Consider the following 15,341-nt stretch of genomic DNA (forward strand, 5'->3'; position numbering starts at 1 on the left):
CGGTCGGAGTTTGCCGGATTGCGAGCGCCAGCGGCGAGCGCTCGCTACCTTCCGTCTATGGGTACGGTTCAGGCCAATGGCATCGAAATCGCATACGAGCTGCATGGCGACTCCGGTGGCTTGCCGCTCGTTCTGGTCGGTGAGCTGGGCCAACAGCTTGTCGGCTGGCATCCTGATCTTATTCGGGCGATGGTGCGCCGCGGTTTTCAGGTTCTTGTGTACGACAACCGTGATGTCGGCTTTTCCACCCATTTTGACCAGTTGGGGCAGCCGGATCTCGTGGCCGTGATGTCCGGGAACGCCGACGCTGCCCCCTACACTCTCGACGACATGGCAGCCGACGCCGTCGGCCTGATGGACGCCCTCGGCTGGCGGTCCGCGCACATCTTCGGGATCTCCATGGGCGGCATGATCGCCCAGATCGTGGCGCTGTCCTTCCCGGACCGGGTACGCAGCCTCACCTCGGTCTCGGCCACCACCGGCAGCCACGGCGTCGGGCATGCCGCTCGGGACGCCACCGCTGTCGTGCTCCGCCCGATGGTGGCGAGCCGGGAGGCGTACGCGGACGGAGCCGAGCGGGCTCACAACATCATCGGATCGGCCGAGTTCTCCCCCGACCGCGAGTGGATACGGCGGCAGGCCGGGCTGGCCTGGGAGCGTCGGTACGACCCGCATGGCACCGCGCGGCATCTGACCGCGATCCTGGCCGCGGGGGACCTCACGCCCGACCTGGCCCGGCTGGAGATCCCCGCGTTGATCGTGCACGGGGCGAACGACCCGCTGATCCCGGTGGCCAGTGGGCGCCTGACCGCCGCGGCCATCCCGTCCGCGGAGCTGTTGGAGATCGACGGCATGGGGCACGACATCCCGCGCCAGGTCTGGGACCGGCTGCTGGACAAACTCGACGATGTGGCTCACCGGGGCGAAGTGGCCGCCGCGGCGCGTCGGGCGAGCGCCTCCATCTCATCATTTGGTCACTCTTAGTAATTGCTTGTAGTCGTCACACATCGTCGTTGTAGTCCTTGCGCGCGGGCGATGTCGCTGGTTCGGTGGCCGGCGGCTCCCCGGCAGCGCCGGTGCTGGTATGCCTGTCCGCCTGTGCGGCCGGGTTCCGGTCGGGCCGGCGGAGCCGATCCGTCCGGGACGGATCCGACGGCCTCGCAACCGAGGTTCCGTCAGACCTGCCGGGTCGCCCGGAGCTGTCGGGCGGTCGGTCCTCACCTGGGGTTCTTCGAGCCTGTCAGGCCCACCAGCCATCGGATTCGCCAGCCCGCCGCAGCTGTCGGGACCGGCTGCTGGACCTCCTGGCCGGTCCGTGGATCTCGGACTCGGGAGGGAGCCCGGAGGAGTCGGAGGGAAGCCGGACACGCAGGAAACATGATCTGACCGCCCGCCCTGGCGACAGCCGGTTGGCCGCCTGCCGTCAGCGGATCGAACGTCCCGCTCCTAGGCGTTCTTACTACTGAGTGTCCGCAACTATCATTTTTGTTACATCTGTCCACAGGTGTAGTGGTAGGGGGTGATCGTCCGAGATGTGACAAGGGCCGGAACGATGCCTTCCTACCCGGCCGGAGGCCTTGCGGGGTGCCAGGGCCAAAGGCCGCGCGATGATGTTTTTCGCGCGGCCGGAGGCCTTGCGGGGTGCCAGGGCCAAAGGCCGCGCGGTCAGGTTTTTCGCGTGCCGGGCTCCGAGGGGCCGTGGGTACCGGTATCGACCCGCCGTACGACGGGTCTTCCGGCCTTGTCTGCATACTTCTTCCGTGACGGCAACCGATTACGATGAGGGATAAAGGTCATTCGCACAGTTTCGGTACCGGGCGACCGTCCGGCGTTCGTCGAACGATCGCCCGTCCTCGCTGGTGACGCAGAAGGCGGGCGGCTACGACGATCCGTCCCGCTGCTCGTCGGGCTGGCGGTGGTGATCGCGCTTGGGGCGCTGGCGCTGGCGGTCCGGCAGGCGGGTCTGCGCGAAGGCGAACGGCAGCGGCTGTCCGACCGCACCCGGCTTGTCGAACGGGTCGCGGAGAACGCCGCGAGAACGTCCGACCCACGGCGGATGGGCGCGCTGGTCGCCAGCTTCTCCTTCGCGCCCGACCAGCCGGCCCACAACCGCAGGATGCTGGAGCAGCTGGCGACGGCGCCGATCGGTGACGTCAGCCTGCTGGCCGCCCTCGTCAGCATCGACGGCGGCTCGCTGGTCGCCGTCCCGGACGGGCCGCGGGTGACGGCCGCCGATCTGGGTGTCGCCTGGACGGCGGCGCTGGCCGGGCAGCCGGCCATGTCGCAGGTGTTCGTCCTCGACGGCATGCCGGTGCGGGCCACGGTCGTGCCGGTGGGCGCGCCGCGTCCGTGGGCGGTGCTGGTGCGCGTCGTCGACGAGGGGGCGGCCCGGGAGAGCAGCGAGAAGTTCGCCGCTCTCGACAGTGTGTCGGGCAGCCTGTGTGACGTCGACGCGGGCGGTGTCGCGGCCGCCTGCTGGAAGCAGGACCTGCGGGGCCGGCGGCTGGTCGAACCACGCGAACTGGCCGGTCTGGTCCCGGGCACGGTCCGGGTGTGGATGTCGGGCGGCGCCGGGGAGCAGGTGGTCAACGTCGCCGAGAAGCAGTCCACGACCGGATATGTCACGATCTTCCAGCAGCCCACCACGCGGCTGTTCGCGGACCTGCGGGCCGCGGGGCGCCACGGGGATCTGACGCTGCTGGCCGTTCTGGTGGTCTGCGTCGGCGGACTGGTCGTGTTCGGGCTGCGCCGCGAGCAGGTCGCCCGGCGGGCCCGAGCGCGGCTGCACACCATGCTCGGAGGAGTCCGGGACATCATCGTGGTCGTCGGTGACAACCACGAGATGACTTTTGTCAGCCCCGCCGTGCGCGACCTGCTCGGCTACGACGCGGCATCCTGGATCGGCCGGGTGCTGACCGACTTCGCCGATCCCGACGACGTGGCGCGGATCCGGCGGCTGCTGGCCGACCCGACCGGGGGCGGTGTCCTCGACGTACGGCTGACCACCGCCGCCGGTCAGCCGCGCTGGTTCGACCTGGAGGCCAGCGACCTCACCAGCCATCCCGAGCTCGCCGGTGTGCTGGTGACCTGCCACGAGGTCGGGGAACGCAAGGACCTGCAGGACCGGCTGAGCTACCAGGCGTCCCACGACCTGCTCACCGGGCTGCCCAACCGGGTGGCCTTCATGGGCGAGCTGGAGAAGGCGGCTGGTGCCGTCCGTGCCGGCGGCGCGCCGTTCGTGGTGCTGTTCGTCGACCTCGACCATTTCAAGCCCGTCAACGACGGTTACGGCCACGACGCCGGTGACGTCGTCCTGCGGGCCGTCGCGGAACGTCTCGTCCAGACCCTGCGGGACGGTGACCTGGCGGTCCGGCTCGGCGGTGACGAGTTCGGGGTCCTGTTGCGCGGCGCGGACGAGGCGGCCGCCGCCGCGGCCGCCGACCGGATCATCGAGTCGGTGCGTGCCCCGATCATGGTGGGTGCCTCGGTGGTCCAGGTCGACGCCAGCATCGGTATCGCGCCCTCGACGCTCGATGTCGCGCGGCCCGAACATTTCCTGTGCGTCGCGGACAACGCCATGTACGAGGCCAAACGGGCGGGGAAAGGCCGCTTCGCCATGGCGACCGGGGGGTCGCCCAGCGCGCTGGCGGGCCTGCAGCCCGCTGTGCACGTCGCCGAGACCGACGACGTGCTCCCCCCAGCGCCCCCTTCAGCGCTCCCCCCAGCAGTGCCCCCATCCACACCGCCGCCGCTGCCCGAGCCGCGGCGGCCCGCCGGGCAGCCGGCCCGCCGCCGTTTCCCGCTGCCGGCCGCGCCCGCCCGCATCGCCTACGGCTGTCCCCCCCGCGGCTGGTTCGGCCGGCTGGGGCCGCCGCTGGTGGCGGGCGGGGCCCTGCTCGCCATGGCCGCGGTCAGCCTGTGGCTGCAGACACAGGCCCGGCACAGCGCCGAACAGCAGCGCCTGGCCGAGCACGTGGCGCTCACCGCCATCGTGGCGGACGCGTCCATGCACAGCGTCGACAGCCAGCGTCTGATCACGGCTGTGTCGGCGGCGTCCTGGTCGTTGAATGATCGGGACGCCGCCGCCGCCGTGCTGCGCTCGTTCGCCAGGTCAGGGATCAGCGGCAGGAACTACGTCTGGGCGCTGGCCGGCCTGGACGGCCACCTGCTGGCCACCGAACCGCCGTCGCTCGCTCTGCCGATCGGTCCGGACGACCCGGCGTGGCGGATCGCCCGTGCGGGACGGGCCGGCAACTCGCCCGTGATGAACGTCGACGGGATCTGGCGGGACTACGTGACGGTCCCGGTCCTGCGCGAGGGCCGGCCGGTGGCGATCGTCGTCATCGGGGAGTCGCTGCGGGACTCGCCCAACCAGGCCAACCTCGCGACCAGCGGCACGCTCGGGTTCGTCGTGGGCGGGCTGTCCGTGGTGGATTCGACCGGCACGGTCATGTTCTCCTGGAATCCCGACCTGATCGGCCGGCGGCTGGTGGCCGCGGCCAGCCTGGCGGCCCTGCGGGTCGGCGAGGCCCGGCAGATCGACGACGCCGTCGCCAGCGGCCAGGTCACCATCGTCTCGCCGCTGGCGAACATGCCCGACGTCGGCTATGTGGTGTTCCAGCAGCCGGTCCAGGCCTTCTACGGGGACATCCGCTCCGGCCGGCTCGTCCGGGACGGCAGCCTGCTGGCCGTTGTCGCCGCCGCGCTCGTCGGGCTCAACGTCCTCAACGGCCGGCGTGAAGCGGCGATCCGCCATGAGCAACGACGGCTGCAGGCCCTGCTGCACAACGCCCACGACATCGTGATCGCCACCAGGGCGGACGGGAAGATCACCTTTGTCAGTTCCGCCGTCGCGTTCCTGCTCGGCGTCGTGGCCAGCTCCTACCTCGGCCGGCGCCTGCCCGACGTCGCCCACCCGGACGACGCGGGCGTCCTGACGGAGCTGCTGCGCCAGGCCACCGGCGGGACCGCTGCCGGGGCCGGCAGCGGCTGGACGGGCCCCGGGGCAGGGGCGGGGAGGGCCGTGGCACGCGACGTCCGGCTGTCGGCCGTGGGCAGCGGCCACCGCTGGTTCGACATCGAGGCGATCGACCTGCGGGACCGCTCGGAGGCCACCGGCATCCTGCTGACCTGCCATGAGATCGGCGAACGCCGGGTCCTCCAGGACGAGCTGAGCTATCAGGCGTCCCACGACGCCCTCACCGGCCTGCCGAACCGGTCGGTGTTCGCCCGCCGGCTCGACGAGATCGCCGCCCAGCGTCCGACACCGGCGTTCGCGGTCCTGTTCATCGATCTCGACCGGTTCAAGTCGGTCAACGACACCTACGGCCACAACGCCGGCGACGAGGTGCTGAGGATCATCGGTGCCCGCCTGCGGGAAGCCGGCACCGAGCGGGACGCCGTCTGCCGTCTCGGCGGGGACGAGTTCGCCGTCATCCTGGGTGACGCCGACAGCGGCCGGGCACGCGATCTCGCCGACCAGCTGCTGGGGGCGATCCGGCGGCCGATCGTGGTCGGCGGGCGTTCCCTCACCGTGGACGCGACGATCGGTGTCGCCCTTTCGGAGTCGCAGGACGCGCCGCCCGGCGCGGTCGTCCGCAACGCGGATCTCGCGATGTACCGGGCGAAGGAGGCCGGCCGGGCACGTCCCGAAGAGCATCCGGAAACCGTTCGCCCGGACGCCCGTCAGGAAGCCTGTGTGCCGTCAGCCGGCCAGCCCTGACGTCCGGGTGTGCCGCCGGCCGCGAAGGTGCCGGCGAGCGTGGATACAGGTACAGGTATGGGTATAGATATGGATATAAGTTTGTTACTTTCCGTATAAATCGGCGGCTGTGAGCGTATGATGATGACTGTGGGTACGTGCTAACTGGCGGCTCGGCGTCGTCCGCCGCGGGACCGCAGGTAGTCGCGCACGACGTAGCGGCCGAGCGTCCCGGGATCCGGGGAGAGCATCCGGCCGCCGTTGCGGCGGACGACCTCGTCGACGAACTGGACCAGCCGTGGCTCGTCGTCGAGCATGAAGACGTTGATCGTCGCCCCGCGGCGGGTGAGCCGGTCCACCTCGGCCAGGGTCAGCTCCAGGGTCTCCGGGACCGGCGGCCAGGAGAAGGACGGCGTGCCGTTGCGCATCAGGTGCGCGGTCGGCTCACCGTCGGTGATCACCAGCACGACCGGTTCGGAATCCGGGTGCCGCGACAGCAGCCGGCCCGCGAGCATCAGGGCGTGCTGGAGGTTCGTGCCCTGGACGACCTCGGAGTCCAGGCCCGCGAGCTCCACCGGCCGCAGCAGCCGGGCGTAGTCGGAGAACCCGACCAGATGGATCGTGTCCTGCGGGAACTTCGTGTCGATCAGGGTGTGCAGCGCCAGCGCCGTCGACTTCGCCACCCCCCAGGTGCCCCGCAGCGCCATCGAGTAGGACAGGTCCACCAACAGGCAGACGACCGCGGAGGAGCGGCGTTCGGTCTCGGTCACCTCGAAGTCGCGGACGTCCAACTCGACCATCCCGTCCGGGCTGCCGGGGCCGGCCCGCAGCACCGCGTTGCGCACGGTGCGTACCACATCGATCGGCTGTGTGTCACCGAAGTGCCACGGTCGGGACGTCCCGGTGGGTTCTCCGGCGGCACCGGCGTCCCGGGAGTCGTGATCGCCGCGGCCGCGGGCGTCCATCCGCTGGAAGATGCGCGACAGCGCGCTCTGGCCGATGCGGCGGACCGCCCGCGGGGTCAGCTCCAGCTTGCCGGCGTTGCGGGTCAGGAAGCCCTGGCGCTCCAGCTCCTTCTCGATCTGCTGGAGGGTACGCAGGTCGTCAACGGCGTCCCGGCCCAGCGCCCGGGCGACCGCGTCCGGGTCGACGTCCTCGAGGGACGCCCCGGGATAGTCCTGGGACAGCGCGGCGGCGAGCTCGTCGAGCTCGGCCAGCTCCTCCAGGACGGAAGTCGCGTCACCTAGCCCGAGCGGCGTGTCACCGGTCATCGTGTCGCGGAAACGGCCCCGCCGGCCCCAGCCGAGGTCCGGCCGGGCGGCGCGCAGCGCCTGTTGCAGCCGGGAGAGTTCAGCCGCCATGCCCAGATCCGCCAGCGCCGACGCCATGAGATCGGCCAGCTCCTGGCGTTGCTGGGGGGACAGCCCCGCCAGCAGTTGGGCGGCGGCGGCGGCGCGGCGCGCCAACGAGTCCACCAGCTCGTCCAGCGTCTGCGGGTTCTCCGGGAAGAAGTCGCCGAACGAGCGCATGAACCGCTCGAAAGCGGCGTCGGTGTGCTCACCGCGGGCATCGGCTTCCAGCATGTCGTTGAGCGCGGCGAGCATTTCGGTGACCCGGGCGATGTCCTGCGGCGTGGCGTTCTCCAACGCCTGTTTCATGCCGCGGAACTGGCTGTCGAGCACCTCCCGGCGGAGCAGGTCGGAGATCTTCTCGAAGGTCTCGCGGGCCTGGGGCGAACGCCACTCGTAGCCGGCCAGCGCGTTCACGGCCCGGGCCGGGTCGGCCGGCAGCGCGTCGAGCTCGGCCTCGCGCAGCCGGGCGTCGTCGGACGGGTCGGGGAACAGCGCCGCGCGCTCCTGGCCGACGGCGGTGTCGAGGAGCTCGCGGACCTGTTCCAGGGTGCCGTCGAGGCGGCCGCGCGCCCGGGCCTCGCGCCGGCGGCGTTCCACCTGCCGGCGCAGGTCCTCAAGCCCGCGGCGCTGGTTGGTCCCGCGCCGCAGCAGCGCGTCCAGCGCCTCGCGCGGGGTCCGGCCGTCCAGGATGTGCGTGGACATCTCGTCGAGCGCGCCGGCGGCGTCGAACGGGGAGGCGAGCGGGTCGGGGCCGCCGTCCCACGGGCCGTAGCGGAAGCCGCCCGACCCGGTCGGGGCGCTCATGTGCCGTACACCGTGCGGCCCGGCAGCTCCTCCTTGGCCAGCCGCCGGTTGAGGTGCAGGCCCTCCATGGCCAGTTCCAGCCCGGCCGCGGCGAGCCCTGGCGCCTCGGCGCCGTCGACGTCCAGCTTCGCCAGGATCGCGGCGAGCCCCGAGACCGGGCCGACCCGCCGCAGCAGCTCCGCGGCGGGAACGAGGTCACCGGTCTCGACCGGCCCCTCCGTCTCGAACCGCCGTTGCAGGCCGGTCAGGTCGGTGCCGGCGAGCCGGGCGCGGAAGGTCTCGGCGACGGCCCGGCGCAGCAGGTGCGCGAGGATCTCATCCTCCCGTCCCTCCTCGAGCTGGTCGAACTCGATCTTCCCGCGTACCGCCGGTACGATCGCGGCGAGGTCGACGACCCGGGCGGTGGGGACGTCCTCGCCGGTCAGGGCCGCGCGACGGACGGCCGAGGCGGCCACGGTTTCCGCCGCGGCCACCGACAGCCGGGCCGACACACCGGAGCGCCGGTCGACCTGGGGCGCGTCGCGGACCAGCCGGGTGAAGCGGGCCACCACCTCCAGCAGGTGCTCGGGGACGGCGGGGGCGCCCAGCGGGGAGCCCTTCCAGTCCAGCACCGCCTCCTGCCGGATCAACGCCAGCTCGTCGTCGAGCCGCAGCGGGTAGTGGGTGCGGACCTCGGCGCCGAAACGGTCCTTGAGCGGCGTGATGATCCGGCCGCGGTTGGTGTAGTCCTCGGGGTTCGCCGACGCGATCAGAAACAGGTCCAGCGGCAGCCGCAGGATGTAGCCGCGGACCTGGATGTCACGCTCCTCGAGCACGTTGAGCAGGGAGACCTGGATGCGCTCGGCGAGGTCGGGCAGCTCGTTGACGCTGAAGATGCCCCGGTTGGTGCGAGGGATCAGGCCGTAGTGGACGGTCTCCGGGTCGCCGAGGGTGCGGCCCTGGGCGACCTTCACCGGGTCGACGTCGCCGATCAGGTCGCCGACGCTCGTGTCCGGCGTGGCGAGCTTCTCGCCGAACCGTTCCGACCGGTGCTTCCAGGCGACCGGCGTGTCGTCGCCGAGCTCGGTGAACAGCAGCCGGCACCGGGTGCACACCGGTGCGTAGGGATGGTCGTTGATCTCGCAGCCGACGATCACCGGCGTCCACTCGTCCAGCAGGCCGACCAGGGTGCGGATCAGGCGAGTCTTGCCCTGCCCCCGCTCGCCGAGGAAGACGATGTCGTGCCCGGCCAGCAGGGCCCGTTCCACCTGGGGGAGCACGGTGTCGTCGAAACCGACGATGCCGGGGAACCGGATCTCACCGCTGGCCATTCGGGCAAGGGTGTTCTCGCGCAGTTCCGCGCGTACGGATCGGTACCGGTGTCCTGAGCCGCGCAGGAGGCCCAGCGTCGTTGGTCCTGGGGACGGTGATGTCGGTCCGGGGGACTGTGCCGGGGACCCTGACAGATCGAGCACCAGTCGACGGTACGTCCCCTCGCTCCGTCGCGCAGGGAAGTCGCATTGTATCCACGTCCGGCATACCGGGTGTCCACCAGGAGGCACACCGGACGTGGGATGTCAACCGGCCGGTTCCCGTCGGCCGACCGGGGCCGGTCAGTTGGAGTACGGCTCCACCGTGACGATCCTGACGGTGGCCGAGCGCCCGTTGGGCAGGGTGTAGGTGACGGTGTCACCCGCCCGGTGGCCGCTGACGGCCCCACCCAGCGGTGACTGGGCCGAGTACACCTCCAGCGAGGTGCTGTGGTCCTCCCGGGAACCGATCAGGAACCGCTCCGTCTCGTCGTCCCCCGGAAAGCGCACCTCGACCACGGTGCCCGGGCCGGCCGCGCCGTCGAACTGCGGAGCCTGCCCGACCCTGGCGTCGCGCAGCAGGTCGGTGAGCTGCCGGATACGTGACTCCAGCTTGCCCTGTTCCTCCTTGGCCGCGTGGTAGCCGCCGTTCTCCTTGAGGTCGCCCTCCTCGCGGGCAGCTTCGATCTTGTTGGCGATCTCGACACGACCGGTCCCGGTGAGGTGGTCGAGCTCCTCGCGGAGCCGGTCATACGCCTCCTGGGTCAGCCACGTCTGCTGCGACACGCGTCACGCTCCTAGATTCCTCAAGAGGCCCGGAGGCACGGGAAGAACCATGATCGTTCATCCTCCGGACGCTCGTACGTCGACGGCCATACGACACATACGACCGGCCCGCGGCGCGCAGGTCGGTCGTATCGCGATTCGGCCTCGTCGGGCCCGTACGGGCCCTGGACAGGGACACCCGGTCGGGTGCTGGGAAATTGCGGGATACACGGTTGGTCGAAGGCGGATTACGAAGCGATGGGACAGGGGCAAACGCCCAGCCTAACAGTTGGGATCGGACAGGTACGGCGATGAGCAAGCGTCGCTGCTTGCCGTGCGAGGTGAGCGAGGTGAGCCGGGAATCGGCCACGCCGCTGGCCGCGCGCCAGTAGCCCGAGCGACTGTCAGCCCGCGCGGGCGATCTGACAGTCCTCGACCTCGACCACGTTCGCTTCCCGGGACGTGGTGAGCACGACCGTTGTGGTCGTGACCCGTCGGCCGTCCAGGGCCGGACCGACGACGATGTCGGTACGCCGGCCGACGGCCTCGTTGTCCCGAGCGCGTGCGCGGACAGTGCATTCTGCCACGGCGTTGGGTGACTTTTCCACATCGAATGTCAGCTCGGCCTGCGCCGGGGTGATCCGATAGGCGCGGGTCCCGTAGTTCAGCCGTTCCGGATGGCTCTGGATCCATGCGGCGCCGATCGCGGCGGCCGCGATGATGACGAGCCCCATCAGCAGGAACCAGGGGGCGACCCGGATACCGCCAAGCCATGGAATGTCCAGCAGGCGTCGCACCATGGCGAACACGCCCGACTTTCCCGTGGGGGAACCGGGTGGTGGCGCAGCGGAACCGGTTGCGGAGGGCATCGGGAACAATGGTCGCATGTCCAAGGCGATCAACGAGGGTGGCCTGCGACTCATGGCTGTACACGCCCACCCCGACGACGAGTCCAGCAAGGGTGCCGCCACCATGGCCCGCTATGTCCGCGAGGGCGTCGATGTCCTCGTGGTGACCTGCACCGGTGGTGAAGCCGGGACCGTTCTCAACCCCGCTCTGGACCGTCCGGACGTCCACGAACGTCTCGTCGAGCTACGCCGGGCCGAGATGGAACAGGCCCGGCGGATCCTCGGCGTCCGACAGGTCTGGCTGGGTTTTCTCGATTCCGGGCTGCCCGAGGGCGACCCGCTCCCACCCCTGCCGGAGGGCTGTTTCGCCCGTACGCCCATTGCCGACGCGGCCAGGCCGCTGGTCAGGCTGATGCGGGAGTTCCAGCCACAGGTCGTGGTCACTTATGATGAGAACGGTGGTTATCCACACCCCGACCACATAATGAACCACAAGATCACAATTGAGGCGTTCGAGGCGGCGGGCGACCGCGCGCGATACCAGGAGGTGGGCCAGGACGTCGGCGTGGCACCATGGCAGCCCCTCAAGCTCTACTACCACCAGACCCACCACAAGGAGCGGGTGCTCGCCCTGCACGACGCGATGCGGGCGAGCGGGCGGGAGTCCCCGTACAGCGACGCGCTGGAGAAGTGGGTCGACCGCTCCGCCGACTCCGGGCGGATCACCACCAGGGTCCCCTGCGGTGACTTCTTCGAGATCCGCGACCGCGCGCTGCTGGCGCACGCCACCCAGGTCGACCCGAACGGGCCCTGGTTCCGCGTCCCGCTGGAGATCCAGCGCGCGGCCTGGCCCACCGAGGACTACCAGCTCGCCCGTTCGCTGATCGAGGTGGGCGTGCTGCCCGAGAACGACCTGTTCAACGGCATCCGCTGAGCCGGACAGTCAGGCGGCCGGCCGCTGTCACCGGCCCGGCCGCCTGCGACACATCCGCTGGTGACCGGTGAAATCATCCGTAGCCAGGGCACGGCCGGCCGCCACCGGTCGTTGCTGCTGGCGGGAGGTGTTGACCGTGGGCATCCGAATCCACGCACGCCTTGCACGTCTTGGGACTGATGAGGGGATCACATCATGGCGATCTGGGATCGTCTGCGCACCAGCACCGCGTCGATACAGCAACAGCTCAACGCCAAGAAGAACGACCTGAAGAGCGCTGCCTTCAGGGATGCCAGCATGGCCATCTGCGCCCTGGTGGCCGCCGCCGACGGGAGCATCGACCCGGAGGAGCGCCGCAAGGTCGCCTCGCTCATCGCCTCCAACGAGGTGCTCCAGAACTTTCCCGCCGAGCAGCTCCAGCAGAAGTTCAACGACTACTGCAACAAGCTGCAGACGGACTTCGACTTCGCCAAGGTCGGCGTCATTCAGGACATCGGCAAGACGAAGAAGAAGCCGGCCGAGGCCCGTGCAGTGATCCAGATCGGGATCGTCATCGGGGGCGCGGACGGCCACTTCGACAAGTCCGAGCAGCAGGTCGTCCGCGACGCCTGTTACGCGGTGGGGCTGGACCCCAACGAGTTCGATCTATGACCGCGGCTTTCGCGGTCAGTGTCTGACCCCGCCAGGCCCGGCCGGTGCTGTCTCCCCTAGTCCGGGCCTGGCGGCGTTTGTCGCCGCCCTGCCGGGCCCGTCCGGCGGGCGCTCGGCGTAGGGTGTGGAGCGTGCCTCCAGCTGGACAGTTCCTCGCGCTTGAGGTCAGCGCCGGTACCAGTGGGTTCCTGGTCGTCCTGCTGCTGGGCCTCGCCGCTGTCGCTCTTTTCGTGATGATGCCGCGCAGCCTGGCCCGGATGCGCGGGAACGTCGCCAGCGGACGGTTCGGCGCCCCCACCACCGACCGTGACAAGCCGGTCGACAGCCAGGACCCCGGCAGCGGTATCCCGCCCCAGCACTCCCCACGGAGCGACCAGTAGGCATCCCCCGCCCAGTGGCCTCCTGAAACGCTCTCGACGGTGGAATGATCGCGCTCTGTACCGCATTGTGACGCGGGTCGTGACGCCGGAGACCGGGCAGGGAGCCGAGCCGGCTACGAATCGGGTATCTGTCGCGGAATACCGTCGCGTCGTAGGTGAAAACCGTTGGTATGGCGACGGAAGAGCGTTTTCTACCGACGATCTCAGTCCAGCCTGCGTTGACGCTTGAGCTCGGCTCGGTGCTTCTTGTCGGCTATGCGCCGTTGGACGGCGCGCGCCGACGGGCTGGTGGGGCGCCGCACGGGCTGCGGGGGGCCGCTCGCCCTACGCAGGGTCGTGATCAACTTGCTCAGGGCGGCCTCCCGGTTACGTAGCTGCGACCGGTGTTCGCTGGCCGTGACGGTGAGAACGCCGTCAACCAGTCGGCCTGCCAGCCGCTCAAGCGTCCGCTCACGTAGCGGCTCGGGCAGCGACGGCGAGCGGCGGGCGTCGAAGGACAGCTCGACCCTGCTGTCGGAGGTGTTCACGCTCTGCCCACCTGGCCCGCCCGACCGGGAGAACCGCCAGGTCAGGTCGGACTCACGCAGGACGAATCCGGAGCGTACCTGCATGGATGGATAGGTCATTCTCCCATGGTGACCGATCCCGGTGAGCGGGATTCCGGAAGGATCGTGATCATAGCCACGGTCCGGATGGCAGACCTGGCCGCCGGCTCATCCGTGCGATCTTTGTATCGGGGTCGGCGCGGGTCGCAACTGCCGCGGCCGACGTGGGTATGACCGGCCATGAGCTGCTGATTTATCAACGATCGCGCACCATAGTGTCCCGCGTTACGCTCGAAAACGGCCACGGCGGGAGGGTTCCGGCATGACTACCAGAGGAGGACCCGCGTCCACTGTGAAGCGTCCGCATCTTGACGATCTTCTTGGCGGGCTCCTCGACGCCGGTACGTGGCGGTGCTGGGACCGCGTCCCCGAACAGCCCGTGCTGAGCGCCGCCTACGGCCAGGACCTGGCGCGGGCCACCGAACGCAGCGGCGCGGATGAAGCGATCCGCACCGGCGAGGGCCATGTGGGCGGCCACCGGGTCGCGGTCGTGGCCAGCGAATACGGCTTTCTCGGCGGCAGCGTCGGGATGGCCGCGGCACGCCGGGCCACGGCCGCGATCAGGCGGGCCACCGCGCAGCGGCAGGCCCTGCTGGCCCTGCCCGCCAGCGGCGGTACCCGCATCCACGAGGGCACCCCCGCCTTCCTCCAGATGCTGACGATCAGCAGCGCCATCGCCGAGCACCGGGCGGCGGGCCTGCCCTACCTTGTCTACCTGCGCCATCCGACGACCGGGGGCGTGCTCGCGTCCTGGGCATCCCTCGGGCATGTCACGTTCGCCGAGCCGGGGGCGCTGGTCGGCTTCCTCGGGCCCCGGGTCGTCGAGGCGCTCACCGGCACGCCGCTCGGACCGGACGCGCAGAACCCCGAGACGCTGCGCCTGGCCGGCCTGGTGGACGCCCTCGTCGCACCCGAGGAACTGCGGGAAAGCGTCCAGCGGGTGCTCAACGTCGTCGCGGGCGGCAGCCCTGTCCCTCCCCCGGAGCACGGCGGCGCGGCGGAGCCGATGGCCGCCCCGGAGATCTCCGGGGCGGCCATCGGGGCCAACTTCTCCGGGGCCGGCCTGGCCGACGTCGAACTGTCCGGGTCCAACCTGTCCGGAGCCGTGCCGGCTGGCTCCGAGCCGTTCAGGATCACGCTGTCCGGTTCCCAGCCGACCGGGAGCGGACGGGATCCGTGGATGTCGGTGCTGGCCACCCGAGCGCCCGACCGTCCCGGCCTGCGCGAGTTCCTGGCGGTGGCCAGCGACGTCACACTGCTCGGCGCGTCCGACCTGGGCCGAGGCGTCAGCCAGGGGATGGACACGTCCGGCACGCCGATCGTCACCGCACTCGCCCTGCTGCGGGGGACACCCTGCGTCGTCATCGGGCAGGACAGGTCGGTCCAGCGGCATCGGCGCATCGGCGTGGCCGATCTCGATGCGGCCCGGGACGCGGTGCGCCGGGCCGCGGACCTGCGGCTACCGGTCCTCACCGTCATAGACACCCCGGGCGCCGAGCTGTCGGAGGCCGCCGAACGCCACGGGATCGCCCCGGCGATCGCGCGTTGCCTGGCGACGCTGTTGACGACACCGGTACCAACAGTGAGCGTGCTGCTCGGGCAGGGCACGGGCGGCGCGGCGCTCGCCCTGCTGCCGGCGGACACGGTCATCGCCGCCGAGGACGCCTGGCTTGCTCCGCTGCCGCCCGAGGGCGCCTCGGTGATCATGTATCGGGACGTCGGTCACGCCGCCGGTATGGCCCGCGGGCTACGGATCACTGCCCATGATCTCCAGCGGCTGGGCGCGGTTGACCTGGTCCTCCCCGTCCCGGACGGCGGTGTGAACGGCGGCCCGAGGACGGCGGCGGACACCCGTGGGTGGGTGGCCGGTCTCGCCGAGACCGCCGCCGGATGCCTGCGCGCCGTCGTGGGGCTGGACCCGGCGGCGAGACTGGCGGCCCGCCGCGACCGCCACAACCAGTTGACACCGTAGCCTCCCCGGGCCGCCCCGCTCCCCCCGTGGGCGGCCCGGG

The 15,341-nt window shown here is 70.8% G+C and carries 11 protein-coding genes; 6 read left to right on the plus strand and 5 right to left on the minus strand.

The window, feature by feature from the left end:
• Positions 1–120 precede the first annotated feature (120 nt).
• Both FSYMDG_RS03775 and FSYMDG_RS03780 read left to right on the plus strand, forming a co-directional pair.
• Positions 121–984 carry an alpha/beta fold hydrolase gene (locus tag FSYMDG_RS03775; protein ID WP_237702972.1) on the plus strand — a complete coding sequence of 288 codons (864 nt, stop codon included), beginning with the start codon at positions 121–123 and terminating at the stop codon, positions 982–984.
• A 934-nt stretch (positions 985–1,918) separates the two neighbouring features.
• Positions 1,919–5,722: a diguanylate cyclase domain-containing protein gene (locus FSYMDG_RS03780; protein ID WP_131792582.1), complete on the plus strand. Its 3,804-nt coding sequence runs from the start codon at positions 1,919–1,921 to the stop codon at positions 5,720–5,722.
• A 140-nt stretch (positions 5,723–5,862) separates the two neighbouring features.
• Here FSYMDG_RS03780 and FSYMDG_RS03785 read toward each other — a convergent pair whose 3' ends face one another.
• The 4 genes from FSYMDG_RS03785 to FSYMDG_RS03800 all read right to left on the minus strand — a co-directional run bounded on the left by FSYMDG_RS03785 (position 5,863) and on the right by FSYMDG_RS03800 (position 10,711).
• A complete protein-coding gene (locus FSYMDG_RS03785) occupies positions 5,863–7,857 on the minus strand; it encodes a vWA domain-containing protein (protein ID WP_013872266.1) in 1,995 nt (664 codons plus the stop codon).
• Positions 7,854–9,167: a magnesium chelatase gene (locus FSYMDG_RS03790; RefSeq protein WP_237702973.1), complete on the minus strand. Its 1,314-nt coding sequence runs from the start codon at positions 9,165–9,167 to the stop codon at positions 7,854–7,856. The genes FSYMDG_RS03785 and FSYMDG_RS03790 overlap by 4 nt, the downstream gene beginning before the upstream one ends.
• A 282-nt stretch (positions 9,168–9,449) precedes the next feature.
• Positions 9,450–9,932, minus strand: a complete 483-nt coding sequence (gene greA, locus FSYMDG_RS03795) for a transcription elongation factor GreA (RefSeq protein WP_013872268.1) — start codon at positions 9,930–9,932, stop codon at positions 9,450–9,452.
• A gap of 383 nt (positions 9,933–10,315) precedes the next feature.
• Positions 10,316–10,711 (minus strand): DUF4307 domain-containing protein, encoded by a 396-nt coding sequence (locus FSYMDG_RS03800; protein ID WP_165001610.1) that lies wholly within the window; start codon positions 10,709–10,711, stop codon positions 10,316–10,318.
• Between the two features lie 85 nt (positions 10,712–10,796).
• Here FSYMDG_RS03800 and mca point away from each other — a divergent pair, with 85 nt between their 5' ends.
• From mca to FSYMDG_RS03815, 3 genes are all read left to right on the plus strand, one after another.
• Entirely contained in the window at positions 10,797–11,693 is an 897-nt protein-coding gene (gene mca / locus FSYMDG_RS03805) for a mycothiol conjugate amidase Mca (protein WP_013872270.1), read from the plus strand.
• A 195-nt stretch (positions 11,694–11,888) separates the two neighbouring features.
• Positions 11,889–12,344 (plus strand): tellurite resistance TerB family protein, encoded by a 456-nt coding sequence (locus tag FSYMDG_RS03810; RefSeq protein WP_013872271.1) that lies wholly within the window; start codon positions 11,889–11,891, stop codon positions 12,342–12,344.
• Positions 12,345–12,475: 131 nt separating this feature from the next.
• The gene (locus FSYMDG_RS03815; protein WP_013872272.1) at positions 12,476–12,724 is read left to right on the plus strand and encodes a hypothetical protein; all 249 of its coding nucleotides are present in this window, start codon (positions 12,476–12,478) and stop codon (positions 12,722–12,724) included.
• A 203-nt stretch (positions 12,725–12,927) separates the two neighbouring features.
• Here FSYMDG_RS03815 and arfB read toward each other — a convergent pair whose 3' ends face one another.
• Positions 12,928–13,350, minus strand: a complete 423-nt coding sequence (arfB, locus tag FSYMDG_RS03820) for an alternative ribosome rescue aminoacyl-tRNA hydrolase ArfB (RefSeq protein ID WP_050803323.1) — start codon at positions 13,348–13,350, stop codon at positions 12,928–12,930.
• A gap of 241 nt (positions 13,351–13,591) precedes the next feature.
• Between arfB and FSYMDG_RS27350 the strand changes: the two genes are divergently transcribed.
• Complete coding sequence (locus FSYMDG_RS27350; protein ID WP_013872274.1) at positions 13,592–15,301, plus strand: carboxyl transferase domain-containing protein; 1,710 nt, start codon at positions 13,592–13,594, stop codon at positions 15,299–15,301.
• The last annotated feature ends 40 nt before the right edge of the window (positions 15,302–15,341 follow it).

This window comes from Candidatus Protofrankia datiscae (genome assembly GCF_000177615.2).
Classification (GTDB): Bacteria; Actinomycetota; Actinomycetes; order Frankiales; family Frankiaceae; genus Protofrankia; species Protofrankia coriariae.